Consider the following 15,049-nt stretch of genomic DNA (forward strand, 5'->3'; position numbering starts at 1 on the left):
GCGGCCTCCGCGCTGGTCAGGGACGTTCCCAGCGGACGGAGCTGAGGGCGAGCAGCGCGACGTGGAAGGAGACGCAGGACTCGACGTCGTCGAGGTCGGCGTCCAGGACGCGCTCGATGCGGCGGAGGCGCTCGTAGAAGGCGGGGCGCGACAGGTGGGCCTGCTGGGCGGCGACGGCCTTGTTGCGCCCGGACTCCAGGTACAGCTCCAGGATGCGGGTGAGGTCGCTGCCGCGCTGCGCGTCGTACTCCAGCAGCGGGCCGAGTTCGCGCTCGACGAACGTCTGGACGCGGGCGTCGTCGCGCAGCAGGTGCAGCAGGCCGCGCAGCCGCAGGTCGGGCAGCCGGTAGAACAGCCGTCCGCCGGAGCCGCGGGCGGCGACGTCGGCGACCTGCTCGGCCTCCAGGAACGAGCGGCGGACGTCCCGGATCGTCTCCACCACGGATCCGGCGGCCATCACGGTGTCGCCGCCGGACTGCTTGCGGATCCGGTTGGCGACCTCGGTGAGGACGGTCTCGGCGTCGGCGCGCGCCGGCAGCGAGGCGAGGACGCCGACGCGGGCCTGCGGGCCGCCCTCGTCCAGCACGCCGACGAGGGCGGCGAGGCGGGCGTCCTTGCAGGCGGCGGCGGCCGTCTCGGCCAGCGCGGACAGCTCGCCGACGGGCGGCGCGGACGACGTCGGGCCGCGGTGCCGCAGCACGGCGCCGAGCAGCCGCCGGCCGGACAGCGGGACGCCCAGGGCGCGGGCGCGGGCGGCGGCCTCCTGCGGGTCGGAGTAGGCGTGCGCGAGGATCCGGGCGATGATCGTCCCGTGCGCCTGCCGCTCGACGCTCTCGGCGTGCCGGTCCAGCAGCCGGCCGAGCGCGAGGGTGGTGGCGGCCCGCTCGATCAGCACGGTCTCGCGCGGCGACGGCGGCGAGCCGAGCACGATGATCAGCCGTCCCCAGTCCTCGCCGCGCGCGCCGACCGCGGTGACGAGCCAGCCGGACGCGGCGTCGTAGCCGGTGCGGGTGCCGGGCCGGACGGCCCGCGAGCGGGTCTCCCAGGCCGACAGCAGCTCGGCGGGGTCGAGGCCGTCGGCGTCGGCGGCCAGCACCCGGTGCGACAGGTTCTCCAGCACGACCGGGTGCCCGCCGATCGCGGCGACCTGCCGGACGACCTCGTCGGTGGAGGCGCCCTCGACCGACAGCTGGGTGAAGATCTCGTGCAGCTGCTCGGAGGCGCGCAGCTCGGCGAACTGCTCCTGGACGATCCGGGCGTGCACGGATTCGGTGATGTCGACGAACGCCGGCTCGTGCGCCAGCACGATCACCGGGAGGCCGAGGTCCTCGGCGGCGGCGAGCAGGGCGGGCGGCAGCCGGCTGGCGTACCGCCGGCCGAGCTCGATCATCAGGCCGCTGACGCCGACGTCGGCGAGGTCGGCGATGTAGGCGCGCAGCCGGTCCGGCTCGTCGGGCAGCGCGATGCCGGTGGTGAGCACCAGCTCGCCGCCGTGCAGCAGGTGCGCGATGTCGGTGACCTCGGCGACGTGCACCCAGCGGACGAGGTTGCCGGTGCGGTCGGCGCCCGCGACGACGCGCGGCTGGCCGCGGCGGACCGCGTCGAGCTGGAGGACGTCGTCGAGTGTGGGCAGCATCGCCCGCGATGATATCCGACAGCCTGTCAACGGCGATGGCACCGATCTTTACAGGGTGTAGCCGGGCGGGGAGGCGCCCGGCCGGGCGGTGTTCCACTCCGTCAACCGGCGGGCCGGTGTCGTGACACTCTGCCGCTGGCCCCGCGGTTCCGCCCGAACGACACTTGGGCCATGTCGGAACACGCGAACCTGCTCCGGCGCCACAGGGCGGTCATGCCGTCCTGGATGGCGCTCAACTACCAGGACCCCATCGAGATCGTCGGCGGCAAGGGAAACCGCGTGACCGACGCCGAGGGCAACGGCTACCTCGACTTCTTCACGGGCATCCTCACCAACATGATCGGGTACGACGTGCCCGAGGTGCGGGAGGCGGTGGAGCGGCAGCTCGCCACCGGCGTCGTGCACACCTCCACCGCCTACCTGCTGCGCGGCCAGGTCGAGCTGGCCGAGAAGATCGCCCGGCTGTCCGGCATCCCGGACGCCAAGGTGTTCTTCGCCAACTCCGGCACGGAGGCGAACGAGACGGCGCTGCTGCTGGCCGCGTACGCGCGCCGCAGCGACCAGGTCCTCGCGATGCGGCAGAGCTACCACGGCCGCTCGTTCGGCGCGACGGGCATCACCGGCAACCGGGCGTGGACGAACCTGTCCTACTCGCCGCTGAACGTGCACTTCCTGCACGGCACGGACCGGCACCTCCCGCAGTTCGCCGGCATGTCGGACGAGGCGTACATCGACGCGTGCGTGCAGGACCTGCGGCACGTCCTGGCGACCGCGACCGGCGGCGACGTCGCGGCGCTGATCGCGGAGCCGATCCAGGGCGTCGGCGGGTTCACGATGGCGCCGGACGGGCTGTTCGCCGCCTACAAGGAGGTCCTGGACGAGGCGGGCATCCTGTTCGTCTCCGACGAGGTGCAGACGGGGTGGGGCCGCACGGGCCAGGGCTTCTGGGGCATCGACAGCCACGGCGTGACGCCCGACATGATGACCTTCGCCAAGGGCCTCGGGAACGGGTTCGCGGTCGGCGGCGTCGTCGCGCGCGGCGATCTGATGGACGCGCTGCACGCCGTCGGGCTCTCCACCTTCGGCGGCAACCCGGTCTCGATGGCGGCGGCGAACGCGACGCTCGACTACGTGCTGGACCACGATCTGCAGGCGAACGCGGCGAAGCAGGGCCGGACGATCATCGGGGGGCTGCGCGAGGCGTCGTCGCGGTTCCCGGTCGTCAAGGACGTCCGCGGCAAGGGCCTGATGTTCGCGATCGAGTTGGCGGACCCGGAGACCGGCGAGCCGAGCCCGCCGCTGGCCGCCGCGCTGATGGAGGCGGCCCGCGAGCGGGGGCTGCTGGTCGGCAAGGGCGGCCTGTACGGCAACGTGGTGCGCATGGCACCGCCCCTCACCCTGACCGGCGCCGAGGCCCTCGAAGGCCTGGGCGTCCTGATCGCCTCGCTGGAGTCCGTGACGGCGGACGCCGCCGTGAAGACCGCAACCGGAAAGACCGCCTGATGACCGAAAGCAAGCACGTCACCCACTGGATCGGCGGCAAGCCCTTCGACGGGGACGCCGCCCGGCGCGGCGAGATCTACGAGCCCGCGACCGGACGCGTCGCCGGGCACGTCGACTTCGCCTCTGCCGGCGAAGTGGACGCGGCCGTGGCCGCCGCGAAGGCCGCGTTCCCCGGCTGGCGGGACGCCTCCCTCTCCAAGCGGACGTCCGTGCTGTTCCGGTTCCGCGAGCTGATGGCCGCGCACCGCGACGAACTGGCCGCGCTGATCTCCGCCGAGCACGGCAAGGTGCGGTCGGACGCGGCCGGCGAGGTCGCGCGCGGCCTGGAGGTCGTGGAGTTCGCCTGCGGCATCCCGCACCTTCTCAAGGGCGGGTTCTCGGAGAACGTGTCGACGAGGGTGGACGCCTACTCGATCCTGCAGCCGCTCGGGGTCGTGGCCGGGATCACCCCGTTCAACTTCCCGGCGATGGTGCCGATGTGGATGTTCCCGGTCGCGATCGCGTGCGGGAACACGTTCGTGCTCAAGCCGTCGGAGAAGGACCCGTCGGCGTCGGTGCGGATGGCCGAGCTGTGGGCTGAGGCAGGCTTGCCGGACGGGGTGTTCAACGTCGTCCACGGCGACAAGGCGGCGGTGGACGGCCTGCTGCACCACCCGGACGTCAAGGCGGTCAGCTTCGTCGGCTCCACGCCGATCGCGAGGTACATCTACGAGACGGCCGCGGCGAACGGCAAGCGCGTGCAGGCGCTCGGCGGCGCGAAGAACCACATGCTGGTGCTGCCGGACGCCGACCTGGACCTCGCCGCGGACGCGGCGGTGTCGGCGGGCTTCGGCTCGGCGGGGGAGCGCTGCATGGCGATCTCCGTCGTGGTGGCCGTCGACCCGGTCGGCGACGAGCTGATGGCGAAGATCCGCGAGCGGGTCGCGAAGCTCAGGATCGGCCCGGGCGACCACCCCGAGTCGGAGATGGGCCCGCTGGTGACGAAGGCGCACCGCGACAAGGTCGCCTCGTACCTGGAGTCCGGGGTCGCGCAGGGCGCCACGCTCGCGATCGACGGCCGCGAGACCCCCGTCCTCGGCGGCGGCGGGGACGGCTTCTGGCTCGGCCCGACCGTCCTCGACCACGTCACCCCGGAGATGGACGCCTACAAGGACGAGATCTTCGGCCCGGTGCTCGCGGTCGTGCGGGCCGGCTCGTACGAGGAGGCCATGGAGCTGATCTCCGCGAACCCGTACGGCAACGGCACCGCGATCTTCACCAACGACGGCGGGGCGGCGCGCCGCTTCCAGAACGAGGTGGAGGTCGGCATGGTCGGGATCAACGTCCCGATCCCGGTGCCGATGGCGTACTACTCGTTCGGCGGCTGGAAGGACTCGCTGTTCGGCGACAGCCACGCGCACGGCATGGAGGGCGTGCACTTCTACACGCGCACCAAGGCCGTCACGGCACGCTGGCTCGATCCGTCTCACGGCGGCGTGAACCTCGGCTTCCCCACCAACGGCTGACGGTCTCGGCGCCCGTGCGGCCGGCGTCCGCGCGGCCGGTGTCCTTGCCGTCCGCGCGGGCGCGTATCGCCGACAGGCCGAGGCCGACGGCGAAGCAGGCGAACGGCACAGCGGGCACCACATAGCGGTAGTCGAAGTCCGCGCTGGCGATGGGGAACAGCAGCAGCGTCGCCGCCGTCCCCCACACCAGTAGGACCTCGCGTCGCCGTCGGCGGGCGGCCGCGACGGCGACGACGCCGAGCCCGAAGACGGCGCCGATCGCCGGTCCCGGCAGGAACCAGTGCCTCTGGTAGCCGACCATGCGGTCCGCGTAGGGCTGGACGACCTCGCTCGGCGTGCCCGTCCGGCCGTAGTGCATCGCGTCCGCCAGCACCGTGCCCGGGTGGCCGGTCCTGGTGGCGTAGGCCAGCCCGCTGGGGAAGAGCTGCGGCCGGTCGGGGAAGTGGTACAGCCGCTCGGTCGTGGCGTTCGGGTAGTGGTACCGGCGCGGGCTGAACGCGCGGCCGATGCCGTCGCCGATCGCCTGGAGGTAGTCGCCGGGCTGCGCGAGGATCGCCCGGACGGAGAACGCCCGCAGTGTCGAGTTGGCCTCCGGGGACACCACGGGCGTCAGCAGTTCGCGTGGCGGGATGTCGCTGCGCCAGATCAGGTGGCCGGGCGCGTCGTTCTCGGCCTTGGTCGCCGGGTCCAGGCAGAGCGCCGCCTGGTCGGGCGGCGGGTGCATCTTCGCGCAGTCGGCGAACCCGGCCGTCCGCCCCCACAGGTAGATGCCGTCGGACGTGGTGAGCGCGTAGGTGCCGCGCTCGGCGTGGAACCACAGCGCGTAGGCGGCGATCGGGACCGCGGCGGCCGCGCCGAACGCCAGCGCGGGACGCCACCCGCGCCGCCACAGCAGCAGGCAGAGCAGCGCGACCGGGATCAGCGGCGCGCCCGCCGACCGGACGAGGACCGCGTAGCCGAGCAGGAGGCCCGCGGCCAGGGCCGTCCACCAGGCCGGGCCCTTCCCGTCGCGGACGCGCCAGAGCAGCAGCGTCAGCGCGGCCGCGATCAGGAACATGAACAGCGTCTCGGACATCAGCAGGTGTTCGAGTTCGACCTGGTACGCGTCGTACAGCACGGGCAGCGTGACGAGGGCGGACGCCCAGGCGGGCAGTCCGGCGCGGCACAGCACCGCGTACGCCATCACCGCGATCGCCAGTCCCATGAGGTGCTGGACGACCACGACGGCGGTCAGGCTGTGCAGCGGCTCCAGCAGCCGCAGCACGAACGAGTAGCCGAGGGTCTTGCTCGGGGACGGCGTGGGCCGCAGCGCGTAGCCGACGTAGAAGTACGAGTCGCCGGTGAACCACAGCCCGTGCGGGTAGGCGAGCGTCGCCGTCCAGCGCAGCGCGGCACCGCCCGCGAGCGCGAGGGCGAACGGCGCGTGGCGGAGATATCGATGAAACGCCCAGATAGCAACAAATGGCGCAAAAAGCCTTGACGGCACGCGTGACCGCCCTCGCGGTGCTCGATGTCGGAACGCGGGAGGGGATCACGCTAGCCGGGCCCCGTGACGCGCCGGTGAACGCGGGGTTGCGCCCGGTGATCCCGCCCCGGCCGCGCGGCGCGAACCGCCAGGCCCGGCCGGGCGTCCGGTACTTTCCCACGCCCGTCGATTTCCGTCGTTGATTTCCGTCCGGACGGTACGGACGAATAATGGCTACACCCATTGACTGTGTCTGTGACGGGCGACACAATCGCACTGTCTTAATAAAAAGGGGCGAAATTAAAAGTCAGGCTCCGGAGTCAGAACCGGGATCCGGTGTCCGGTGACCGGTGGGGACGGGACGAGCAGGAGAGCCGCGCTATGACCGCTGACGACCATGCCGCGGAGGTCGACGCGCTCGGAAGGCGATTTCCGGGCTGGACGATCTGGTTCGGACCGTTCACCCGCCACTGGTGGGCGCTGCCTCCGCGCGGAACGGGCGCCGGCGACTTCCTGGAGGCCGACAACCCGCAGACCCTCATCGCACGGATAGAGGTGGTCGAGCACACCCCACCCAGGCGTCCCCTGATCGGCGACGGCCCCAGGCCGTCCCGCGACCCCCGGCAGAGCGCGCGGCGTCCCTCGAATCTCCTCCGTCTCGAGGGCGTCACACCGCCGCCGCTCAGCCGGGCGCCGGTGATCGCGTGGCCAGGCAGCACTGCAAGGTGATCCGCTGTTCCCCAACCTCGCCACGTCCACCGGCTGCGCCGCGGCCCCGGGAAGGGCGGCAGCCCGCGCCACATCCCTCTCCAGCAACCTCCGTGTGGCGCGGACACCGGCACCCGCCGCCCTCCCGGGGCCGTGTCGTTTCCGTGTACGGGCTTCCGTATGCGGAAACGGGAATGGCTCCGAGAATGGTTCCGCATAGCCGAATCAGCCGGGCTTGCGGAGTGGGGAAGACGAGTCGCGATCACGTGTAAGCCCGGTGACGGCCGCGGTGACTCGGAAGAATAGGCGCAGAAAACCGGCGAATGGCTTGCGGACGGCCGCCGGCACCGTCGCGAATGGCGGTGGCGGCACCCGCTCGCCGACGTCCCGGACAGGGGCGGCCGCCGCCCCGCGGTGCCGGAGACGCTACGCTGCGCCGATGGGGCCGTCCGCGACGGGAGACGGCGCCGCGGAGGGGATCGGGAGCGACATGCGGCGGAGGGCCGGCCGGGCGGCGGACGGCGGGAGGCGGGCCGGGCGGCTGACGGCCCTGGCGGCGGCCACGCTGCTGGCGGGCGCGGGCCTCGGCGCATGCAGCGAGGAGAACCCCGAACCGGTCGGCGTCGCCAAGGTGGCGAGCACCCTCGGCCCCGGCGAGGGCACCCTCAACCTCCTCGCGCTGCCGGGCTCGGTGGAGAGCGGCACCACCGACCCGCGGGTCGACTGGGTCGCCCCCTTCCAGGAGCGGACCGGCTGCAAGGTCGGCGTGAAGCTGGTCAAGACCCCGCAGGAGATGGCCGACCTCATGCACGACAAGGACCGCCGTTACGACGGGGTCGCCGCGCCGCCGGAGGTCGCCGGCCGGCTCATCGCCGACCACCAGGTCACCGCGGTCAACACCAGCCTCGTGGACGGCTACAAGAAGCTGGAGCCGAAGCTGCGGGGGCTGCTGCGGCAGGACGGCGAGTACTACGGCGTCCCGTACGTGTGGGGCGCGAACCTGCTCATGTACGACACCAGGGCCGTCCAGCCGCCGGCGAGCTGGGCCGCGCTGTTCGACCCCGGGCAGGCCCGCCGCTACTCCGGCAGGCTGATCGTGCGCGACAGCCCGCTGTCGATCGCCGAGGCCGCCCTCTACCTCAAGGGCCACGACCGCAAGCTCAAGATCGGCGACCCCTACTCGCTGACCACCCGGCAGCTCGCCGCCGCGGGCCGGGTGCTCGCCAGGCAGCGCCCGCACGTGCTGGCGTACGCCGCCCAGCCCGCCGAGACGATCAGCGCGTTCGCCGGGGGAGCGGCCGTGCTCGGCGAGGCCGGCCCCTACGAGGTCGACGTGCTGGACCGCGCCGCCAAGCCCGTCCAGGCCGCCGCGCCCGCCGAGGGCGTCACCGGCTGGATGGACGCCTGGATGATCGGCGCCCGCGTCCAGCACCCCAACTGCATGTACCAGTGGCTGCAGTGGACCGCGTCCCCGGACGTGCAGCAGCAGGTGGCCGAGTGGACCGGCGTCGCCCCGGCCAACCCGCAGGCGTGCTCCGGCGACCGGCTCCGGGCGGGCTTCTGCACGGCCTTCCACGTCGGCGACCGCGACTACATCGACAAGATCATGTTCGCGCACGCGCCGACCCGCGCCTGCGGCGGCAGGTCCAAGAAGACCGACTGCACCGACTACGCCGAGTGGACCACGACCTGGATCGAGTCCACCAAGGCGTGACGCGGAAGGCCGGCGTGACACGGACCGCCGGGGAGGCCGTCAGATGTCTCTCCGGCGCGCCCGACCGCCCCCAGCCGGGCGCGCCTCTCGGGTGGTCCCGGGCGTCCCCCCGAAGGCCCGGGTCACCCTTCTCCCTGGAGAGACCTCCACGACGACGGCGTCCAGGGCCGTCGCCCGCGCCGGGACCGGCTCCCCGACCGGCCGCGCGGCGTTCGTGAGCGGCTCCCTGGGGCCCCGCGGCGTGCGGGGCGCCGGCGGGGCGGGTGCGCAGTCGTCGCACGCGAACACCCCGGACGAGTCCGGCAGGCGGCCGACGCGTACGCGCGGCCGGGGCCACTTCTTGCGGCAGACGACGCAGGCGTCGCCGAGGCGCTGAGCGGGGCTCAGCGCTCCCGGGTCGAACGTCGGCTCGCCCGTCCGGTCCATGTCCCCTCCCCCTGGCGGGAGTCGAATCACGTCACTCCTTTATAGGTGGGACCGGGTGTTGTGCCTGCTAGCGAAGGTGAAAAGGGCGGCAAAGGCTCACGTGTCCGGCCGTCCTTTCATGATCATCACTGGGCATCGGCGGCCGGCCGGGGGATCGGCGGACGCCCGCCGGGCGATGTCCGACAATGGTGCGGTGATGTCTCCTTCAGGCGCCGCCGCGCCCGCCGCACGCGAACTGGTCGTCCTCGGCTCCACCGGCTCCATCGGAACCCAGGCCCTCGACGTCGTCCGCCGCAACCCCGACCGGTTCCGGATCGCGGGCCTCGCGGCCGGCGGCGGGCGGGTCGGGCTGCTGGCCGAGCAGGCGCTGGAGTTCCGCCCGGAGGTCGTCGCGGTGGCCAAGGCGTCCGCCGCGCAGGAGCTCCAGCTCGCGTTCTACGCCGAGGCCAAGCGGCGCGGCTACGCCGCCGGCGAGTACGCCATCCCGAAGATCGTCGCCGGCCCGGACGCGGTCGCCGAGGTCGCGGCGTGGCCGTGCGACGTGGTGCTGAACGGGGTGACGGGCGCGCTCGGCCTGGCCTCCACCCTCGCCGCGCTCGACGCGGGACGCACGCTCGCGCTCGCGAACAAGGAGTCGCTCATCATCGGCGGGCCGCTGGTGAAGGAGCGGGCGCGGCCGGGGCAGATCGTCCCGGTCGACTCCGAGCACTCGGCGCTCGCCCAGTGCCTGCGCGGCGGCCGGGCGGCGGAGGTGCGGCGGCTGGTGCTGACCGCCAGCGGCGGCCCGTTCCGCGGCCGGGCCCGCGCCGAGCTGTCCGACGTCACGCCCGAGCAGGCGCTGAACCACCCGACCTGGGACATGGGCCCGGTCGTCACCATCAACTCCGCGACCCTGGTGAACAAGGGGCTGGAGGTCATCGAGGCGCACCTGCTGTTCGACGTCCCGATGGACCGGATCGAGGTGATGGTGCACCCGCAGTCGTTCATCCACTCGATGGTGGAGTTCGCCGACGGGTCGACGATGGCGCAGGTCAGCCCGCCCGACATGCGGCTGCCCATCGCGCTCGGCATCGACTGGCCGGACCGCGTCCCCGATGCCGCGCCCGGCGTCGACTGGACGAGGGCGCACACCTGGGAGCTGTTCCCGCTCGACCACGACGCGTTCCCGGCCGTCGCGCTCGCCCGCCGCGCCGGCGAGCTGGGCGGGACCGTCCCGGCCGTTTACAACGCGGCCAACGAGGAATGTGTGGAGGCGTTCCGCGCCGGACGGCTCCCGTTCCTGGGGATAGTCGACACGATCACGCGGGTAATGGAGGAACACGGGACCGGAACGCCCGGTGACCTCGCATTGGACGATGTGCTGGCCGCCGACGGCTGGGCCCGCGCACGGACAAGGGAAATCACAGGGCTCGACTGACCCCGGCGGAGCCGGCCGGGGGGCGCGGGGGACGGTCCCCCGCGGCGGAACCGGCCGGGGCGCGGGGGAGTTCCCCTCGGGCGGCACTGACCCCGGGAGGGGGATCGGATGGCCTTCGCCTTGGGCGCGGTGGCGTTCGTCATCGCGCTGCTGGTGTCGGTGATGCTGCACGAGGGCGGGCACCTGCTCACCGCCAAGCGGTTCGGGATGAAGGCCACCCAGTACTTCGTCGGGTTCGGCCCGACGCTGTGGTCGCGCACCCGCGGCGAGACCGAGTACGGGGTCAAGGCGATCCCGCTCGGCGGCTTCGTGAAGATCATCGGTTACACGCCGCTGGAGGAGGTCGACGAGGCCGACCGGCCGCGCGCGTTCTACCGGCAGCCCGCCGGGCGGCGCGCGATCGTCATCGCGGCGGGCGTCGCGGTGAACTTCGTGTTCGCGTTCGTGCTGCTGATGGCGATGGCGATGACGGTCGGCGTCCGCCAGGCCGGCTCGGTGACCACGACCGTCGACCAGGTCAGCTCCTGCGTCCCGGCCCGGCTGCAGGACGACTGCGGCGCCGGCCGCCCGGCGTCCCCGGCGCGGGCCGCCGGGCTGCGCGCGGGCGACCGGGTCGTCTCCTTCGACGGCACGGCCGTGGCGGACTGGGAGCAGCTGCGCGACGCGATCGACAGGGCCGAACCGGGGGAGACCGTCCCGATCGTCGTCCAGCGCACCGGCGCCGCGCGCCCGGTGACGCTGCGGATCCGGCTCGCGGACGTCGGCGGGGAGCCGTTCGTCGGCATGTCCGCGCGGGTCGTCGGGGCCGGCTATGAGCGGACGGGCCCGCTCAACGCCGCCGTGTTCGCCGGGCGCGGCATCGGCCGGACCGTGCGGAGCATGGGGCAGATCGTGGTGGACCTGCCGTCGGCCGTCCCGAAGCTGTTCACCCCCGAGCGGCAGAGCTCGCCCGGCGGCCAGGTCGGCAGCGTCGTCGGCGCGACGGAGGTGTCGGGGCAGATCTTCTCCTCGCACAGCTCCGTCCGCGACAAGGTCGCTCTCTATCTGTCGCTGGTCATCTCGGTGAACATCTTCCTGGGGGCGCTCAACGTGGTGCCGCTGCTGCCGCTGGACGGCGGGCACCTCGCGGTGGTCGCCTACGAGCGGCTGCGGGTGCGCTTCAACGGGATCAGGGGACGCCCGGATCCCGGTACGGTCGACATGACCAAGCTCATGCCCTTGACGTATCTGGCGGTGCTGGTGCTCGTGGGGCTCGGCGTCCTGCTGATCCTCGCCGACCTGGTCAACCCCCTGCAGATGCCGCAATGAGCGGGAGGTTTACCGAACGTGGCCGAGCGGTCACACTATTGCATGCCGGTCGCTGTCACGTCGGCCATGCGGGGCGCCTAGGCTGGGTAAAGCGAGTCAGAGGAGAGGGATGAGCGTTTCACTGGGAATTCCGACGATCCGCGGTGAGGGCGACGGACAGGGGGCGCAGGGGTCGATCGCGCCGCGCCGCAGGTCGCGCCAGATCATGGTCGGGAGCGTGCCGGTCGGCGGCGACGCCCCCGTGTCGGTGCAGTCCATGACCACGACCCTCACCGCCGACGTCAACGCCACGCTGCAGCAGATCGCGGAGCTGACCGCGTCGGGGTGCCAGATCGTCCGGGTGGCGGTGCCGTCGCAGGACGACGCCGAGGCGCTGCCGGCCATCGCCAGGAAGTCCCCGATCCCCGTCATCGCCGACATCCACTTCCAGCCCAAGTACGTGTTCGCGGCGATCGACGCGGGCTGCGCGGCGGTCCGGGTCAACCCCGGCAACATCAAGAAGTTCGACGACAAGGTCGGCGAGATCGCGCGCGCCGCGCAGGACGCGGGCGTGCCGATCCGGATCGGCGTCAACGCCGGCTCGCTGGACAAGCGGCTGCTGGAGAAGTACGGCAAGGCCACCCCGGACGCGCTGGTCGAGTCGGCGCTGTGGGAGTGCTCGCTGTTCGAGGAGCACGGCTTCCGCGACATCAAGATCTCGGTCAAGCACAACGACCCCGTCGTGATGGTCCAGGCCTACCGCAAGCTCGCCGCCGCCTGCGAGTACCCGCTGCACCTCGGCGTCACCGAGGCCGGGCCCGCCTTCCAGGGCACGGTGAAGTCCGCGGTGGCGTTCGGCGCGCTGCTGGCCGAGGGGATCGGCGACACGATCCGGGTGTCGCTGTCGGCGCCTCCGGTCGAGGAGGTCAAGGTCGGCACGGCGATCCTGGAGTCGCTCGGGCTGCGGCAGCGCGGCCTGGAGATCGTGTCGTGCCCGTCGTGCGGGCGCGCGCAGGTGGACGTCTACACGCTGGCCGAGCAGGTCACCGCGGGCCTGAAGGACTTCCCGGTGCCGCTGCGCGTCGCGGTGATGGGCTGCGTCGTGAACGGCCCCGGCGAGGCGCGGGAGGCCGACCTCGGCGTCGCGTCCGGCAACGGCAAGGGCCAGATCTTCGTCAAGGGCGAGGTCGTCAAGACCGTGCCGGAGGCGCAGATCGTGGAGACCCTGATCGAGGAGGCCATGCGCATCGCCGACGACATGGGGATCGAGGTCGGCGAGGACGGGTCGGTGTCCGGCCCGGGCGCGCAGGTGGTGGTGAGCTGACGCCGCACTCGGCGCCGGCGGGACGCCGGGGCCGGCAGGTGAGTTGACGGCCGTGTAGGCGGTCGGGACGGACCCAAAAGGGTCCTCGGGCGATGAGCCCGGGGGCCCTTTTCCACGTTGTGGCCGGTGGCCGCGGGTCCGGCGGGCGCGTCCCGGGCGGGCGCCGGCGGGTCGCCCTGCAGAATGCCCGGAACTGCGACGTTCGGGCGGATCACAAAGTTCCGCGAATCTTGTCACGATTCCGCATCTGGTCACGACAAGCCCTGTTGTCGGACTTGTCCGCAGGACAACAATCTTCACTTGTTTACCCAAATGTCCGACTCATTGGAGTCGGCAGATGAGGGGGATGTGTGAAGAGGACTGTCGTCGTGGCCGCGGTGGCCGGGCTCGGGCTGACCGGGCTCGGCACCGCGAGCGCACAGGCCGCGGGCCCGTCAGCGGCCACGGGGTTCGACCCCGCCGCGGTGACGTGGCACGCCTGCCCGGCGGACTTCGTCCAGCAGGTCCACGACCTGTACGACGGGCTCTACCCGGTCTCCAAGATCGTGCAGTGCGGCGAGCTGAAGGTGCCGCTGGACTACACCAGGCCGAACGGCACGAAGATCACCCTGCAGCTGACCCGCACCCCGCACACCGGCACGGGCGCCGCCAAGGGCGACATGGTGGTGAACCCGGGCGGACCGGGCGGCGGCGGCGCGCTGTTCGGCCCGCGCGTGTTCGCGCAGAACTCCGCCGCGGTGAAGGACGCCTACAACGTCATCGGGTTCGACCCGCGCGGCGTCGGGATGAGCGTCCCGTCGCTGAGCTGCGACCCGAACTACACCAACGCCCCCCGCCCCGACTACGGCACCGGTGACCGCGCCTCGGTCTCCGTCTGGCTGAAGAAGTCGAAGGCGTACACGGACGCGTGCAGGAAGGCCGACAAGATCGGCCTGCTGAACCACATCAAGACGACCGACTCCGTCCGCGACATGGAGTCGATCCGCAAGGCGCTGAGCGACAAGAAGCTCGACTACTACGGCGCCTCGTACGGCACCTACCTCGGCTCGGTCTACGCGACGATGTTCCCGAAGACCGTGGGCCGGATGGTGCTGGACGGCAACGTCGGCCCGTCGGACGTGTGGTACGACGCCAACCTGAACCAGGACGTCCAGTTCGACAAGAACATGGACTACTACTTCGGGTGGATCGCCAAGTACGACTCCGTCTACCACCTGGGCACGACGCAGCAGGCCGTGCGCTCGTTCTTCTACAAGCTGCGCGCCACGCTCAAGACCAAGCCGGTGTACTACACCGACCCGGACAGCGGCCAGAAGTTCGCCGTCGGCCCGGACGAGCTCACCGACGTGATCCAGAACGCCGCCTACCGGCGCAGCCAGTCGCTGTGGAACGGCTACGCGGTGGGCCTCGGCGCCTACAAGACCGGTGACACCGCGACGTTCGTGGGCACCTTCGGCGCGCAGACGACCGGCGGTGCGGACGACAACGAGTTCGCCGTCTACAACGCCGTGCAGTGCACCGACGTCCAGTGGCCGACGAGCTGGGCGAAGTGGGAGCGCGACAACGTCAAGATCAACAAGGAGCACCCGTTCCTCACCTGGGGCAACGTGTGGTTCAACGCGCCGTGCCTGACCTGGCCCGCCAAGGCCGGCACGCCGGTGAACGTCGGGCGCAACCCCGCGCTGCCGCGCAACATCCTGCAGTTCGAGGGCAGCGAGGACGCGGCGACGCCGCTCGCCGGCACGCTCGACATGCACCGCCGGCTGAAGGGCTCGCAGCTGGTGATCCAGGACGGCGACCGCACGCACTGCATCGTGCACCGCGGTTCGGCGGCCGTGGACGCCATCTTCGACCGGTACTTCCTGACCGGGGAGCGTCCGGGCCGTTCGGTCACGCACGTCCCGCAGCTCGGCGACCCGGTGCCGCCGGCGCAGGCGTCCGCCAAGTCGCTGTCCACGACGGTGACGAAGGCGGCTCGGCTGAGCGACGACGTCATCCGCTGAACCCCGTGACCGGCTGATCCATCAGGCCGGGCCGTGGAACGGCAGAGGAGGGCCCCGGGGA

10 protein-coding genes are annotated in these 15,049 nt (G+C 72.2%); 8 read left to right on the plus strand and 2 right to left on the minus strand.

The annotated features are described in order from the left end of the window. Positions 1-16 precede the first annotated feature (16 nt). Positions 17-1,636, minus strand: a complete 1,620-nt coding sequence (locus ACA514_RS25195) for a PucR family transcriptional regulator (protein ID WP_375043680.1) — start codon at positions 1,634-1,636, stop codon at positions 17-19. Positions 1,637-1,807: 171 nt separating this feature from the next. Here ACA514_RS25195 and ACA514_RS25200 point away from each other — a divergent pair, with 171 nt between their 5' ends. Then, entirely contained in the window at positions 1,808-3,139 is a 1,332-nt protein-coding gene (locus ACA514_RS25200) for an aspartate aminotransferase family protein (protein WP_375043681.1), read from the plus strand. Continuing rightward, entirely contained in the window at positions 3,139-4,644 is a 1,506-nt protein-coding gene (locus tag ACA514_RS25205) for a CoA-acylating methylmalonate-semialdehyde dehydrogenase (protein ID WP_375043682.1), read from the plus strand. Before ACA514_RS25200 ends, ACA514_RS25205 begins: the two co-directional genes overlap by 1 nt. On the opposite strand, the gene ACA514_RS25210 is transcribed toward ACA514_RS25205, so the two are convergent. Then, positions 4,580-6,130 (minus strand): phospholipid carrier-dependent glycosyltransferase, encoded by a 1,551-nt coding sequence (locus ACA514_RS25210; protein WP_375043683.1) that lies wholly within the window; start codon positions 6,128-6,130, stop codon positions 4,580-4,582. The two genes, ACA514_RS25205 and ACA514_RS25210, sit on opposite strands and share 65 nt — an antisense overlap. A 360-nt stretch (positions 6,131-6,490) precedes the next feature. Between ACA514_RS25210 and ACA514_RS25215 the strand changes: the two genes are divergently transcribed. The 6 genes from ACA514_RS25215 (at position 6,491) to ACA514_RS25240 (ending at position 14,988) form a co-directional block, all read left to right on the plus strand. Beyond that, complete coding sequence (locus ACA514_RS25215) at positions 6,491-6,838, plus strand: hypothetical protein (RefSeq protein WP_375043684.1); 348 nt, start codon at positions 6,491-6,493, stop codon at positions 6,836-6,838. 418 nt (positions 6,839-7,256) lie between these two features. Further along, entirely contained in the window at positions 7,257-8,531 is a 1,275-nt protein-coding gene (locus ACA514_RS25220; RefSeq protein WP_375043685.1) for an extracellular solute-binding protein, read from the plus strand. Positions 8,532-9,153: 622 nt separating this feature from the next. After that, complete coding sequence (gene dxr, locus ACA514_RS25225) at positions 9,154-10,374, plus strand: 1-deoxy-D-xylulose-5-phosphate reductoisomerase (RefSeq protein ID WP_375043686.1); 1,221 nt, start codon at positions 9,154-9,156, stop codon at positions 10,372-10,374. Positions 10,375-10,482: 108 nt separating this feature from the next. Next, positions 10,483-11,682, plus strand: coding sequence for an RIP metalloprotease (locus ACA514_RS25230; protein WP_375043687.1), 1,200 nt, complete (start codon positions 10,483-10,485; stop codon positions 11,680-11,682). 109 nt (positions 11,683-11,791) lie between these two features. Then, complete coding sequence (gene ispG, locus ACA514_RS25235; RefSeq protein ID WP_375043688.1) at positions 11,792-12,985, plus strand: flavodoxin-dependent (E)-4-hydroxy-3-methylbut-2-enyl-diphosphate synthase; 1,194 nt, start codon at positions 11,792-11,794, stop codon at positions 12,983-12,985. A 350-nt stretch (positions 12,986-13,335) separates the two neighbouring features. Next, on the plus strand, positions 13,336-14,988 hold the full coding sequence (locus ACA514_RS25240) for an alpha/beta hydrolase (RefSeq protein WP_375043689.1): 1,653 nt from the start codon (positions 13,336-13,338) through the stop codon (positions 14,986-14,988). The last annotated feature ends 61 nt before the right edge of the window (positions 14,989-15,049 follow it).

It is taken from the genome of Actinomadura sp. NTSP31, assembly GCF_041951385.1.
GTDB classification, from domain to species: domain Bacteria; phylum Actinomycetota; class Actinomycetes; order Streptosporangiales; family Streptosporangiaceae; genus Spirillospora; species Spirillospora napierensis.

Excerpts from the sequence above, each read along its gene's own strand:
- ACA514_RS25195 (WP_375043680.1), bottom strand. The coding sequence starts at position 1,636 with ATGCTGCCCACACTCGACGACGTCCTCCAGCTCGACGCGGTCCGCCGC.
- ACA514_RS25200 (WP_375043681.1), top strand. The coding sequence starts at position 1,808 with ATGTCGGAACACGCGAACCTGCTCCGGCGCCACAGGGCGGTCATGCCG.
- ACA514_RS25205 (WP_375043682.1), top strand. The coding sequence starts at position 3,139 with ATGACCGAAAGCAAGCACGTCACCCACTGGATCGGCGGCAAGCCCTTC.
- ACA514_RS25215 (WP_375043684.1), top strand. The coding sequence starts at position 6,491 with ATGACCGCTGACGACCATGCCGCGGAGGTCGACGCGCTCGGAAGGCGA.
- ACA514_RS25220 (WP_375043685.1), top strand. The coding sequence starts at position 7,257 with ATGGGGCCGTCCGCGACGGGAGACGGCGCCGCGGAGGGGATCGGGAGC.
- dxr (WP_375043686.1), top strand. The coding sequence starts at position 9,154 with ATGTCTCCTTCAGGCGCCGCCGCGCCCGCCGCACGCGAACTGGTCGTC.
- ACA514_RS25230 (WP_375043687.1), top strand. The coding sequence starts at position 10,483 with ATGGCCTTCGCCTTGGGCGCGGTGGCGTTCGTCATCGCGCTGCTGGTG.
- ispG (WP_375043688.1), top strand. The coding sequence starts at position 11,792 with ATGAGCGTTTCACTGGGAATTCCGACGATCCGCGGTGAGGGCGACGGA.